General features: G+C 66.0%; 12 protein-coding genes. 1 reads left to right on the forward strand and 11 read right to left on the reverse strand.

Annotated features, from left to right (window positions below; genetic code table 11):
* Position 1 precedes the first annotated feature (1 nt).
* Together gspD and NZL82_RS10595 are read right to left on the reverse strand one after the other, a co-directional pair.
* The gene (gene gspD / locus NZL82_RS10590; RefSeq protein ID WP_261269725.1) at positions 2 to 2,230 is read right to left on the reverse strand and encodes a type II secretion system secretin GspD; all 2,229 of its coding nucleotides are present in this window, start codon (positions 2,228 to 2,230) and stop codon (positions 2 to 4) included.
* On the reverse strand, positions 2,227 to 3,069 hold the full coding sequence (locus NZL82_RS10595; protein WP_261269726.1) for a type II secretion system protein N: 843 nt from the start codon (positions 3,067 to 3,069) through the stop codon (positions 2,227 to 2,229). The genes gspD and NZL82_RS10595 overlap by 4 nt, the downstream gene beginning before the upstream one ends.
* Before the next feature lie 105 nt (positions 3,070 to 3,174).
* Between NZL82_RS10595 and NZL82_RS10600 the strand changes: the two genes are divergently transcribed.
* Entirely contained in the window at positions 3,175 to 3,846 is a 672-nt protein-coding gene (locus tag NZL82_RS10600) for a 2OG-Fe(II) oxygenase (protein WP_261269727.1), read from the forward strand.
* A gap of 122 nt (positions 3,847 to 3,968) precedes the next feature.
* Here NZL82_RS10600 and NZL82_RS10605 read toward each other — a convergent pair whose 3' ends face one another.
* From NZL82_RS10605 to NZL82_RS10645, 9 genes are all read right to left on the reverse strand, one after another.
* Positions 3,969 to 6,797, reverse strand: a complete 2,829-nt coding sequence (locus NZL82_RS10605) for a TonB-dependent receptor domain-containing protein (protein WP_261269728.1) — start codon at positions 6,795 to 6,797, stop codon at positions 3,969 to 3,971.
* Positions 6,798 to 6,906: 109 nt separating this feature from the next.
* Entirely contained in the window at positions 6,907 to 8,544 is a 1,638-nt protein-coding gene (locus tag NZL82_RS10610) for a hypothetical protein (protein WP_261269729.1), read from the reverse strand.
* A gap of 362 nt (positions 8,545 to 8,906) precedes the next feature.
* Positions 8,907 to 9,068: a hypothetical protein gene (locus tag NZL82_RS10615; protein WP_261269730.1), complete on the reverse strand. Its 162-nt coding sequence runs from the start codon at positions 9,066 to 9,068 to the stop codon at positions 8,907 to 8,909.
* Between the two features lie 110 nt (positions 9,069 to 9,178).
* A complete protein-coding gene (locus tag NZL82_RS10620) occupies positions 9,179 to 9,547 on the reverse strand; it encodes a nuclear transport factor 2 family protein (RefSeq protein WP_261269731.1) in 369 nt (122 codons plus the stop codon).
* Between the two features lie 46 nt (positions 9,548 to 9,593).
* Complete coding sequence (locus NZL82_RS10625; protein ID WP_261269732.1) at positions 9,594 to 9,749, reverse strand: hypothetical protein; 156 nt, start codon at positions 9,747 to 9,749, stop codon at positions 9,594 to 9,596.
* Between the two features lie 116 nt (positions 9,750 to 9,865).
* A complete protein-coding gene (locus tag NZL82_RS10630; RefSeq protein WP_261269733.1) occupies positions 9,866 to 10,105 on the reverse strand; it encodes a hypothetical protein in 240 nt (79 codons plus the stop codon).
* A 42-nt stretch (positions 10,106 to 10,147) separates the two neighbouring features.
* Positions 10,148 to 10,330 carry a hypothetical protein gene (locus tag NZL82_RS10635; RefSeq protein WP_261269734.1) on the reverse strand — a complete coding sequence of 61 codons (183 nt, stop codon included), beginning with the start codon at positions 10,328 to 10,330 and terminating at the stop codon, positions 10,148 to 10,150.
* A 23-nt stretch (positions 10,331 to 10,353) separates the two neighbouring features.
* The gene (locus tag NZL82_RS10640; RefSeq protein WP_261269735.1) at positions 10,354 to 10,854 is read right to left on the reverse strand and encodes a metallophosphoesterase; all 501 of its coding nucleotides are present in this window, start codon (positions 10,852 to 10,854) and stop codon (positions 10,354 to 10,356) included.
* Positions 10,851 to 11,918 carry a spore photoproduct lyase family protein gene (locus tag NZL82_RS10645; protein WP_261269736.1) on the reverse strand — a complete coding sequence of 356 codons (1,068 nt, stop codon included), beginning with the start codon at positions 11,916 to 11,918 and terminating at the stop codon, positions 10,851 to 10,853. The genes NZL82_RS10640 and NZL82_RS10645 overlap by 4 nt, the downstream gene beginning before the upstream one ends.
* Positions 11,919 to 11,966: the final 48 nt, after the last annotated feature.

Raw genomic sequence — 11,966 nt, forward strand, 5'->3', positions numbered from 1 at the left:
GTCAGTCACGGCGCTTGATCGGTTCGACCGACTTGGCGACGGGGACCGCGATGCGCGGGTCCTCGATATTGCCGGGCATCGGCGCATGCGGGATGGGCGGCGCGGCGTTCATGTAATCACGGACCAGCTCGTCGATCGAGGGCTCGACGCCGGGCTGGGCATAGCCCTGAAGCTGGCGGAGATAGCCGTAACGCTGCTCGGTGACGCGGCGGCTGTCCTCGGGCGTGCGCAGGATGGTCGGGCGGATGAAGACCATCAGATTGGTCTTGGACCGGCTGCGCGCCTTGGAGCGGAACAGCGCGCCCAGGCCGGGTATGTCGCCGAGCAGCGGGATCTTCTCGATGGTGCGGCGCTCATTGTCGTCGAGCAGGCCGCCGATGACCGTGATCTGGCCGTCATCGGGGGTGAAGACATTCTCGAAGGCGCGCTTGTTGAGGATCAGCTCGCTGTTGTTGCTCGACACGGGTCCGGCGATCGAACTCACCTCCAGTCTAACATAGAGCTTCAGCGAGCCACCCGCATTGACCTGCGGCTTCACGTCGAGCTGGATGCCGACATTCTGGCGCTGCACGGTGCGGAAGGCATTGTCGAAATTGTTCGACAATGCCTGGCCGGTGGTCACCGGGATTTCCTGCCCGACCAGGCTGTGCGCCTGTTGATTGTCGAGCGTGATGATGTGCGGAACCTGGAGCAGATTGGACGTCGTATCGCTCTTCACCGCATTGATGATCGCGCCGAACACCGTGTCGCCGATCTGCCCGCCCCAGCCGGCAAAGCCGCCGGTGGTGCCCAGGATCGACTGAACCGCCGACTGGGTCAGCTGGCTATAGGCCTGGTTGGGGACGTTGGTCGTGGTCCGCGTGCCGTCGGGCGCGACCACCGTGGTCGTGGTGCCGCCGATCGTGTTCGCCCCGACCGCGCCTGCGATCTGGAGGATGTTGGGTGCGGTATTGCCATAGGTCGATGCGGCGAACGCCCCGCCCGACAGGCTGCCGAGCAGGAATTGCGCCCCCAGCCGCCGCGCGGTCTGGTCGGACACTTCGGCGACGATCGCCTCGATCAGTACCTGTTCGCGGCGTACGTCGAGTTGGCGGATCACCTCGCCGATCTGGCGCTGGATGTCGGCGGGGCCGGCGATCACGATGGCGTTGGCGCCGGTGAAGCGGGTGACGACCGCCGCCGTCCGCCCGCCTTGCGTGCTGATCGCGGGCTGCTGTCCGCTCTGGCCGCCGGCTCCGGGGGCACCGGCCGCCTGGGGCTGCGCCACGGGCTGGATACGCTGGGCGATCGCGGTGCCCGCCGCCGAGCCCGCCTGGGAATTGGTCTGGGTGAAGCTGCCGCGCGACAGGGTGGTTTCCTGCACCGGATCGGGCGTCTGGCCGACCAGTTGCTGGAGTACCGGCAAAAGCTGCTCGGCATCGGCATTTTGCAGGAAGACGACGCGAATCTCGGTGCCGCTCTTCGCCTTGTTGTCCAGGTCGATCGCGATCTGGGCGAAGCGCGCCACGCTCGACGGATCGCCGCGCAGCGCGATCGAGTTGGAACTGTCGATCGCGACCACCGACACACCGGTTCCGCCTTGCGCAGGCGCGCCGCCCTGCCCGCCACCGCCACCGCCACCGCCCGCCAGCGTCTGGAGCGCGGTCGCGATCTCGCGCGCGCCCGCATTCCTCAGCGCGATGACGCGGGTCGACGCGTTGTCGGCGTCGATCCGGCGAACCACCTCGCGGATGCGGCGGATATTGTCGGCGAAGTCGACCACGACCAGGCTGTTGCCCGCGCGGTTCGCCGTCACCGATCCTTGCGCGCTGACCAGCGGGCGCACCGTCTCCAGCGCGCTGTTCGCGTCGATCGCGCGCAGGCGGATGATCTCGGTGACATAGGAATTGCGGTTCGCCCCCGACGATCCGATCCGGCTGGGCTGCGAGGCGGCATTGTCGATCGGCTGCACCCGGAACGCCCCGCCCGCGCTGGGCACTGCGACCAGGCCGTTGGAGCGCAGCGTCGAGAGGAATATCTCGAAATATTCGGACCGGGACAGCGGTCGGTCGGTCACCACCGTCACCTTGCCGTTCACCCGGCTGTCGATGATGAAGGTGCGGCCCGTCACCTTGGCGGCATCGGCGATGAAGGCGCGGATATCGGCGTCGCGGACGTTGAGCGTGGTCTGCGCCTGCACCCCCGCCGCCAGGGCGAGCGCCAGAACCGAACCGAGGACGAGCTTCTTCATGGCCGTGGTGCCGCAATCTGGAGGGAGAGCGGCAGCGTCTGGTCGCCCCGCTCGACCGTGATGGAGAGAGAACCGCCCTGTGCGAAATCGCTTGCCAGCCGGTCAAGGTCGCCTGGCCCGCTGACGGAGCGCCCGCCCAGTGCGGTAACGATATCGCCTTCGCGCAGGCCCGCCGCGCGGAACGCCGCACCCGAACCCATCGGCCGGACGACCAGGCCCGAGACGCGCCCGCCGTCCAGCCGCGGGATGAAGCCGATATCGCTGCGCAACTGCGCGATCGCGACGCCACCCTGGGGCGGGACGGGGCCGGATAGCGGCGCGGACGGCGCGCCCGGGACCGGGGCGGAGACGGTGGCGGGTGGCGCGTCGGACTGGTCGAGATACAGATCCTCGGTCGCACCGCCGCGATCGATGGTGATATGGTCGAACGCCACCGCCTTCAACGTGACGCCCGGCTGGATTTCCTCGCCGACCGACACCGAACGCTGGACGCCGTCGGCCCCCGCGACGATGGCCGAGCCGCGTCCCATCGCCTCGTCGATCCGGGTGCCGTAGAGGGTCAGCTGAAGGTTGGTGACGGCAGCCGGGGCGGCCTGTGCCCCCTGCAAGCGGAAAAACGGGTCGAAGCCTTCGAGGATCGCCGCCGTCGAGCCTGCGACGACAGGGGCAACCGGCCGCCAGTCACCCAACGGCGAAATCGGCGTCACAATCACCCATAGCAGCCGCGCACCCTGAACGGCGAGACCCGCCATCAGGGCCAGTTCGGCCACCGAGTAGACATTCACGACCGGCAAGCGCCGCAACAATCGGCGCCCGCGCGCGTCGAGCCTCAACCGCATGAAATTAGACCCCATCCGCTTTTCAGCCACTAGGCATGGCATGTTACACGTTTGCGTCAAACCCCCGAAACATGTTCGTCATACTCGTTTCACATGGACATTGCGATGAACAGGCCCGCTACGAACTCGCCGACACTGGGCAATGGTCTTGATCCGACACCGATCGTCGCGCGGCTGAGCGCCATGCCGGGCGTGCAGCGCCTGCCCAGCCCCAAGCTGACACTGTTCATCGCGCGCGACATTCTGCCGCCCGATCTATGCGCCGTGCTGATGGCGCGAATCGATGCGGTCCGCCGCCCCTCGACCATCGCCGACGCCAATGGCGACACCGCCTATCGCACCAGCGAGACTGGCGACCTGCCCGCAGACGATCCGGCCGTGATCGAAACCGAACGGCGGATCGCGATGCTGACCGGCCTGTCGGGCGAATATGGCGAGCCGATCCAGGGACAGCGCTATGCCGTGGGGCAGGAATTCAAGCAGCATACCGATTATTTCGAACCCAAGGGGTTGGACTATCATCGCTATTGCGCCCTGTCGGGCAACCGGACCTGGACGGTGATGCTGTATCTGAACACGCCGGAAGCGGGCGGCGCGACGCGGTTCAAGGTGGTGGACAAGATGATCCAGCCCGAACCCGGCAAGCTGGTCGCCTGGAGCAACCGTCGCGCGGACGGCTCGACCAACCCCGCCACGCTGCATCAGGCGATGAAGGTGCGGGCGGGGGTGAAATATGTCATCACCAAATGGTATCGGGAATTGCCCTGGCGGGGGTGAAGACGAACCTCCGTTCTTCCTGAGCGAAGTCGAAGCCCACTCCCCGCCCCTCCCCAAACGGAAAAAAGCCGCCGTCCGGATCACCCCGGACGGCGGCCCATCACCGAAACCCGCCTAAGGGATTAGAAGGTCGTGCTGATCCCCAGCGAGAACACGCGGCCCAGATCATAGCGGTTCAGATACACGAACCGGCCATTCCCGAAATCCTGCCGCTCGTTATACCGCGTGCGGGTCAGGTTGCGGGCTTCGGCCTTCAATTCGAACTTGCCGCCCATCAACTCGAAGCCCTGCCGCGCCACGAGGTCGAGGCGGATGCCCGGCACCTCGACGATGTCCGGCTGGAAACCCGTACCCGACAGGTTGGACGGTCCGCGATTGGTCACGCGGTTGCTGGCATAGTTGAACAGCAGCGTGATCTGCGACAGCGCGGCGGTATCCTCCAGGCCCAGTTGCAGGTTGACCAGATGATCCGACTGGCCGGTCAGCGAAGCCCCGTCCCGGAACAGCAGCCGCGCGGGGCCGAAGCCCGAGGCACAGCCCGCGAGCCCCGGCGAACCCGCCGCCGATGCCGGGTTGGGCACGCAGGTCGCGTCCGCATTGATCTTCGACTTGGTGTAGGTGTAGTTCGCGATCGCGACGAGGCGGCGGGTGGCGAAGAAATCCCCACCCAGTCCGGCCAGCGGCACATATTTCTGCAACTCGACTTCCGCACCATAAAGGGTCGCCGAAGGCAGATAGGTGAAGCCCGTCTGCAACCGGTCGTCCGCACCGGTGTAGAAGCCGACCTGTTCGATCGGGTTCTTGATCCGCTTATAGAAGCCCGCCAGCGTGAAGCGCTGATCGCGAGCATAGAACCATTCGTAGCGCGCTTCCAGGTTCCACAATTCGCTGTCGCGCAGGTTCGGGTTACCGAAGAACAGGCGGTCCGAATCCGGGTCGCGGAACTGCTGCGGCGCCAATTCGCGGAACTGCGGGCGCGAGATGGTCTTCGCGCCGCTCGCGCGCAATTGCATGTCGGCGGCGAAATTCCAGGTCAGCGTACCGGCGGGCAGGAAATAGTCGTTCTTCAGCCGCGTGGTGGCGCTCTGTACCGGCGTCACCGTCTCGACCGCCGTCTCATAACGGAGGCCCGCCACCGCACGCAGGCCGTCGGTCACTTCCGCTTCCGCCTGCGCATAACCGGCATGGACGTTCAGCTTCGCGTCGTACGCATAAGCGCCCGCCTGGGTCGAGAATTGCAACTGGAGCGTACACGCCCCCTGCCCGCGCAGCGGACAGGCATTGTTGATGACGTCCGGGCTCAGCAGATAGTCCGGGCGATAGAGATTGTACGGGAAGCCCGGCGCGGTGCCCGCACCGTCGCTGGTCTGATAGTTGAACTGGATACGGCTCGAATAGCGGTCCGTGCCCTGGTAGAAATAACCGGTGCTGAGCGTGATCGGGCGGTCGCTGTCGATCTTGTAGGAAAGATCGGCCTGTCCGGTCCACAGATTCTCGTTCAATTCCGAGAAGATGATCGAGGCGAAGGGGGTAAAGCGCTGCGTCACCTGATAGGCGCCGTTGCACTGCAATCCGCCAGCGCCATTCGCGCCGTCATAGCTGATCGGCAGGCCGTTGCTGGTCCGTGCGGAACAAAGATAGTCGAACTGCCGCTCATAGGGCGCATTGCGCTTGGAGTTCGCGAAGGCGCCGCGCGCGTCGAACTTCAACGCGTCGGTCAGCTTGAACTCGCCGACGAGCTGGCTTTCGATCAGCTGGCGCTCGAACCAGTTGGTGTTCTGCTGGAAGCGCAGGCCGCTGGCATTGTTATAGACTTCCGCCGCCGAGCCGCGACCCTGCTTCAGCGTGTCGTGGATATAGACGTTGGTCCAGCGCACCGTGTTGTCGCCGAATTCATAGCCCAGCCCGACCAGCGCATTGGCGACGATGCGATTGTCGGTCAGCAGCGTGCGGAAATCGTTGCGGATCGTGCCGTCGGGCGACACCGAGTCCTGCTGGATCGCCGAGCGGGTGCGGAAGGTGTTGGAGAGCGAGAGCGAGGAGATCACGCCCAGGCGGTCGCTGCCGATGTCGAAGACCGAGCCCGCCGACAGCTCGCCCGACAGATTGGCGGGCAGCTGGTTGTTGCGCTGGAGCAAGGTGGTCGAGGCGTTGGACAGGCCCGCCACCTGCGCGGCGGGAACGATGCCCGAGCCCTTGCCCGCCTGTACGTCGCGCACGAACTGCGGCACGCCGCGCGTGCCGTCATCGAAGCCCAGCCAGTCGGCATCACCGCCCGCATAGGTATAGCCCAGCTCGCTGGTCGTGACATCGTCGGCCGCGACGGTAAACCCGCCCGAGATGAAGTTCTTGGCCGGGATCGCCTTGGTCGTCAGGTTGATGACGCCGCCGCCGAACTCGCCGGGGTAGTTGACCGAATAGGTCTTCTGGACCAGCGCCGAGCCGACGATCGTGGTCGGGAAGATGTCGAGCGGGACCGAGCGGCGCAGCGGCTCGGGGCTGGGCAAGGGTGAGCCGTTGAGCAGCGACGAGGAGTAGCGATCGCCCAGACCGCGGACATAGACGAAGCCGCCGCCGACGACCGACAGGCCGGTGACGCGGGTCAGCGCGCCCGCAATGTCGCCCTCGCCCGTGCGCGCGATGTCGGCGGCGGACAGGACCGAGACGATCTGCGGCGTGGCGCGGATCGTGTTGGGGATGTTGCGGCCGACGACGACGATCTCGTTGCTGGCCGAGCTATCGACGCCGGGGGCCGAGATTTCGACCGGCTCTTCCGTCGACTGACCGTCCTGGCCCGTCGGGGTCTGGCTCTGCGGCGTGGCCTGCCCATCGGGGCTGGTCGCGGTGGTGCTGGTCTGCGGCGGCGCACCGGCCGTCTGCGCGAGCAGAGCGGGCGCGACGAGCTGCGAGGTCAGCAGAAGGAGGGAGGCATAAGCGAGGCGTCGCTGCATGGCCGGTTCATCCGATCAGATATATGGAGGAAAGCCGGGGCGGCGATGTTCGCCACCCCGGCCTGCCGAGAGCGCCCGGTCGAGCCAGGGGCGCATGGTCAGCGGGGCCTTAGCGGCCGTTGCAGCTGAAATAGACCGAGGTGAAGACCGGCGGCCCCTGATCCTGCAGCGCGCTGTCGGCCGCACGGATCGTGGTGCGGCCCGAGCCCGAGCCTTCGCCCGCGATCAGGTTGATGCAGGCCACGCCGGACTGGGTCGACTTCACGATGCCGTTGATGAAGGTCATGTCGGCACCGCCGCGCAGACGGATGGCCGCCGGCGCATTGGCCGTCTGGACGAAGGTGAAGTTGGCATAGCGGCCGAAGGTGCGCGGCAACAGGTCTTCGGCATTGTTCGAGTCGATCTCGGTCGAGAAGCTGTCGGCGGTCGCGCCGATCGTGCGCTGTGCCGCGATCAGGAACTGCATGAAGCCGCGATAGCCATTGTCGATGTCGAAGCCGTCATCGTCCGCGCCGGTGATCGCGATATATTTCAGGTTCGACGTGCCGCCGAAGATCTCGATGCCGTCATCGGCCGAGTTGTGGCTCTGGATATGATCCAGAACCGTGCCCGAACCGGTGCCGCCCAGCGTCAGGCCCTGAAGCTCGTTGCCGTCCGAGATGGCGATGCCCGAATAGCGGATCTGGACATAGGACATCTGGCCCGACGAGTCGGCCTGGTTCGCGCCGCCATAGAAGCGGCCCGTCACGCCTTCGATCGCCAGCTGGCAGGTGGTGGAGGTGCCGGCGGCATTGTTCGGGCCGGTGCCGGTGGCGCAGACCGCGGTCGGCGCGCGGCCGAGCAGGATGATGCCGCCCCACTGACCCTGGCTGGCGTCCGATACGCCGTTGTTCACCAGATTCTGCTGCGAGGTGAAGATGATCGGCGCGTCGCGGGTGCCGACGGCCGAAATCTTCGACCCACGGTTGACCAGCAGCAGGTCGTTGGTCGCTTCCGACGAGTCCGCCGCGATCACCACGCCCGGCGCGATGGTCAGCGTGACACCGGCGCCGCCGGTCGAACCCAGATCGGTGCCGACTTCGGTCTGGCCACGCAGGCGATAGACGACGCCCGCAATCTTGGGCAGCGTCACATTCTGGGTGGTCGTGATGGTGTTGTCGATGCGGCAGTAGCGGAAGCTGGGCGAGGACGAACTGTTGGTGCCGTCGTCGATCGTGCCGGTCGGGCAGACCGACGTGGCGGCGGCATAGGTGCCGATCGACGGAACCGCCGTACAACGCGCGCCCGAACCGCCGAATTCGGCCGAGGTCGAGTTGCAGGTCCAACCCTGGAAGGCCGTATCCGACGGGCCGTTGAGCGCACCGACATAGTTGGTCGAGGTGAAGAAGCTGTTCAGCGTCGACGGGTCCGACGCGGTGGTCAGCGAGGTGCTGCTGGTCGGATAGATGCCGTTCAGCGCCGCGCCGGTGCCGTTGACGTTGTTGTTGGACCCGGCATTCACGATCGCCAGCTGCTCGTCGGCGGTGATCGAGATGCTGTTAACCGTGTTCACGGCGGCGAACTGCGCGGCGGTGATGTTGGCGGTCGGCGTCGGGGTGGGCGACGGGGTCGGCGTCGGCTGCGGCTGAACGATCACGACGCTGCCCGCCCCCGGCGAGGCGACGCTGTCGGCACCGCCGCACGCGGCAAGGGCCGCACAGGCCGAGCTGGTCATGAGAATGAGGCCTAAGCGCTTGATGCTCGCCATCGCCGAAAAACTCCCGATCTTATCGTTGCCATATCGGGCGAATGGCCGCCCGATGATCGACTCAAGACAAGGTCCCCCTGTCGATCCCGGACCGGGCGTTAGGCGCGGCTCATGACGCCAAGATGCATTTTACAAGAATCTTTTGTGACACATCGAAGTCGTTTCGATGACAGGGCGGTGCATCCGTCCGCTCGAAAAATATATTCCGCCGGAACACCGGCAGAGGGCAGCTTTTTGCAGCCATGGTCGTTACAAAGGGGCGAGGTCGAGCTTCCGCACGTCCTTGGCGCCCCGCTCATCATCGTGTCACTACGGATCGGGCGGGGCGTCTCTCACCTTCGCCGCCGTCCTGTTTTCTCACGTCACGTCAGCGAGGATTTGCGCTTGGGCGCATCCTGCCCCTCGGTGCTATCCTGTCCCCGGTCGAGCGTATCGCTGGGGCGGCGCGCATCGCCATCCTTTTGATGCTCGGTCGAAAGATTGGGACGACGGGTTTCGGTGGTGGGCTTGATCGCATCGGTCATGGTCGCTCTCCTGAACGAACCAATGCATGCTCCCCAAAGGCGTTCCGCCGATCCGGACGAGCGGGCGAGACCGGATCATGCCGGTCCCGCCTATCACTCGGCCCGTCGAATCAGGCCTGGCTCGTCGACCTGGCCAGGACCGGCGTCTGCTGATGCTGCACCACCCGCCAGACTTCATGTTCGAGGCGGCGGATGACGGAGGTGCAGTGCGCCTCATAATGTTCGTCGCCCCGATGGGCGGCCACGTGATAGCCGATGACGATCAGCCCCTCCTGCGGGCGGGAAACCTGTCGTTCGGTCAGCTCGGCGCGGTCCCAGACGGGCGTATCGGCCACCGCATCGATCGCGGCGCTGCCCGACAGGACGAAGGGCGGGCGCGGCAGGACCATCACGACTTCGGGATCGACCTTTTCACGATAATTGTCCGGCCCCTCGGTCCAAAGGCTTTCCTCAAAGCTCCAAAGGCGTGCGTCTTCCATCCTGTTTGCTCCCGTTTCGATGTTCGGCGCGGCGCGTTGCCGAGAGTCAGGCGAAGTCGCCCAGATCGGCGGCCTCGTCCTCGGCGCGCTTGGCAAGGGTCGCGTCGCCGGGTGGCGCAGCATGCGGACGATCCTTGGCCGGCCCCGTTTCTTCGCGCTTGTCGGCGGAGGGATCGGGGCTGGGGTCGGGCGTATCGGACATGCTGGCTCCACGGGCTTGGCGTCGACCCTGCACAGAACGTCCCAGAACGCCGTCGGAGCCGTGCTCCGCAGCGGAATATTATTCCAGGTCAAGTCGTAAGCGCGTCGCCGGGCTGGTCAGCCCCTGGCCGTCACCGGAACCGAGGCCCGCGCCGCCGGGGCAGAGGCCGGACGCGGCCCGCCCGGCCCGTCATGTCGCGTGGCGTAGAGGTGGCGCAGGATCATCGCCAGATCGTCCTCGCTCAGACCGGACGCGGCGTCGACGACCACCCCCTCGGGCAGGGTCTCGACCCATGCCGCCAGACGGTTGCAGGCGGCGCCAAGCGCGGGATCGAAGCTGTCGTCAAAAGCGGCCATCGGCTCAGCCTAGAGCTTTGGCGATGCACCGCAAGACGATGGTCATAGCGAGATGCCCCGCTTCGCCATCTCGGCAAAGGCCATTTCGGCCAGCGGCGTGCGCGGCGCCTGCTGGAATATGTCAGCGAGGTCGAGCAGGTCGTCATTGCCCAAGGCGGTGATCGACGCCTCGATCCGGGCCACCGTCCTTGCGGTCGTGGCATGATGATCGGCGATCCGTTTCATTCGTGTCTTGAGCATGGTCTTATCTATTGCACATTTTTCGAGTGTGTCAGGATTTGATCGAGCGTCACTGGCATAAAATGATGCACATCGACGCCGACGTCGAATTGGCGGGGCATCGGCTTCAACCGGCCATGGCTGTGGCCGTGAAGATTGATGGCGCGCCGATGCTGCCCATTCCAGCTTCGAAAGGGATAATGGCAAAGGACCAGCGCGTGTCCATCCACTTCGATTTCGGCATAATCCCCGGTGCTGGCCCATCCTGGCGCCATCAGCGTGGCCGCCGGATCGTTATTGCCGCGCAACAAGTGCTTGGTGCCGTTCAGCCGCGTCAACAGCGCGGGTACATCGGCGGGGCGGCGCGCGACGTCGCCCAGATGCCAGACCACATCGTCCAGCCCTACCACGGCGTTCCACCGCGCTATCAACATGGCATCCATCTCGGCCACATTGCGGAACGGCCGCTTCTGGATATTGATGGTGCGGTGATCGCCAAAATGCGTATCGGCGGTGAAGAACAGGGTCATGTCCAATACAGGATGCGGGCGGACGGCAAGGCCGATGCGATCCCCTCTTCGAAAAAGCCGCGCAGTTCGCGCATCGTCGTCGCGTCGTACACCTGCTTCTCGGTGCCGAACTTGGTCCGTTTGGTGACGCGGCGGGTTGCGCCCATGTCGAGCGACGATCCCGGATACCAGCTGTCCAGCACCGCCTTCGACCCCGCCGTAAAGCGGTGGGTGATGAGCTCGATCGTCAGGTCCAGCTCTGGCACACCCGCCAGCGCGGCCCCCGCATTGGCCAGCAATTCGCCATAAGCCTGCCGCCACCCCTCCGCTGCGATGATCGGCGCGATGGTGAGACCGACCGGATAACCCGCCATCGCCATCCGGCGAAGCGCGGCCAAGCGGTCCGCGACCGCCGATGTGCCGCCCTCGAAACGCGCATATATCCGGGGGTTGACCGACGCGCGCATCCGCGTCCGCCCCTGATGATCGATATTCAGCAAGGGGCCGACATCGGCGAATTTGGTGGTGAAACGAAGCTGGACCGGGGCGTCCCATCGGCCGAACCGCGCGATGGCCGCCGACAGCGATCCGGTGATCGGCTCCAGGGCCAGCGGATCGGTATAGCAGGACGCCTCGAACGTCGTGCCCTCATGCGCCCGATCCCGATTGCGCGAGGTGATCGTCCCCTGTCCCAGATAGGCCGGAAGCCCGTCCAGTATCTCGTCCAGATTGGCATAGACGCGGGTGATCGGCGGGCCCTTGAGCGACCCGGCGAGATAGCAATAGCTGCAATGCGCCGGACAGCCCTCCGCCAGATCGACGCGCCAGTCGGCGCTGGGGGCGATGGGTTGCAGCCGGCGCTTGGACGGCGGCGCCACCACCACGGCCAGCGTCGTCTTGGCTGCGGCATAGGCGCGGCGCGGATCGTCGGGCAGGTCGAGCGCCAGCCGGTCACCCGGTAGCAACACGATCTCCACGCCCTGCGCCTCGGCGCGTTCGACAATGGCGCGGCCCTGGGCAAAACCCATGGCCGACCGCGTGACCAGCAGCCGTCTGGGCCGCCACGCCGTCTTGTCGCTGCTCACTGATGGGACTGCACTGGCCATGGCCGCTGAACGATCCGCGCCGCCAGA

Source organism: Sphingomonas sp. LC-1 (assembly GCF_025371035.1).
In the GTDB taxonomy this organism is placed as follows: domain Bacteria; phylum Pseudomonadota; class Alphaproteobacteria; order Sphingomonadales; family Sphingomonadaceae; genus Sphingomonas; species Sphingomonas sanguinis_E.

Bases quoted from the DNA above. Each gene is read 5' to 3' on its own strand.
- gspD (WP_261269725.1), bottom strand. From the start codon at position 2,230: ATGAAGAAGCTCGTCCTCGGTTCGGTTCTGGCGCTCGCCCTGGCGGCG.
- NZL82_RS10595 (WP_261269726.1), bottom strand. From the start codon at position 3,069: ATGCGGTTGAGGCTCGACGCGCGCGGGCGCCGATTGTTGCGGCGCTTG.
- NZL82_RS10600 (WP_261269727.1), top strand. From the start codon at position 3,175: ATGAACAGGCCCGCTACGAACTCGCCGACACTGGGCAATGGTCTTGAT.
- NZL82_RS10605 (WP_261269728.1), bottom strand. From the start codon at position 6,797: ATGCAGCGACGCCTCGCTTATGCCTCCCTCCTTCTGCTGACCTCGCAG.
- NZL82_RS10610 (WP_261269729.1), bottom strand. From the start codon at position 8,544: ATGGCGAGCATCAAGCGCTTAGGCCTCATTCTCATGACCAGCTCGGCC.
- NZL82_RS10615 (WP_261269730.1), bottom strand. From the start codon at position 9,068: ATGACCGATGCGATCAAGCCCACCACCGAAACCCGTCGTCCCAATCTT.
- NZL82_RS10620 (WP_261269731.1), bottom strand. From the start codon at position 9,547: ATGGAAGACGCACGCCTTTGGAGCTTTGAGGAAAGCCTTTGGACCGAG.
- NZL82_RS10625 (WP_261269732.1), bottom strand. From the start codon at position 9,749: ATGTCCGATACGCCCGACCCCAGCCCCGATCCCTCCGCCGACAAGCGC.
- NZL82_RS10630 (WP_261269733.1), bottom strand. From the start codon at position 10,105: ATGGCCGCTTTTGACGACAGCTTCGATCCCGCGCTTGGCGCCGCCTGC.
- NZL82_RS10635 (WP_261269734.1), bottom strand. From the start codon at position 10,330: ATGAAACGGATCGCCGATCATCATGCCACGACCGCAAGGACGGTGGCC.
- NZL82_RS10640 (WP_261269735.1), bottom strand. From the start codon at position 10,854: ATGACCCTGTTCTTCACCGCCGATACGCATTTTGGCGATCACCGCACC.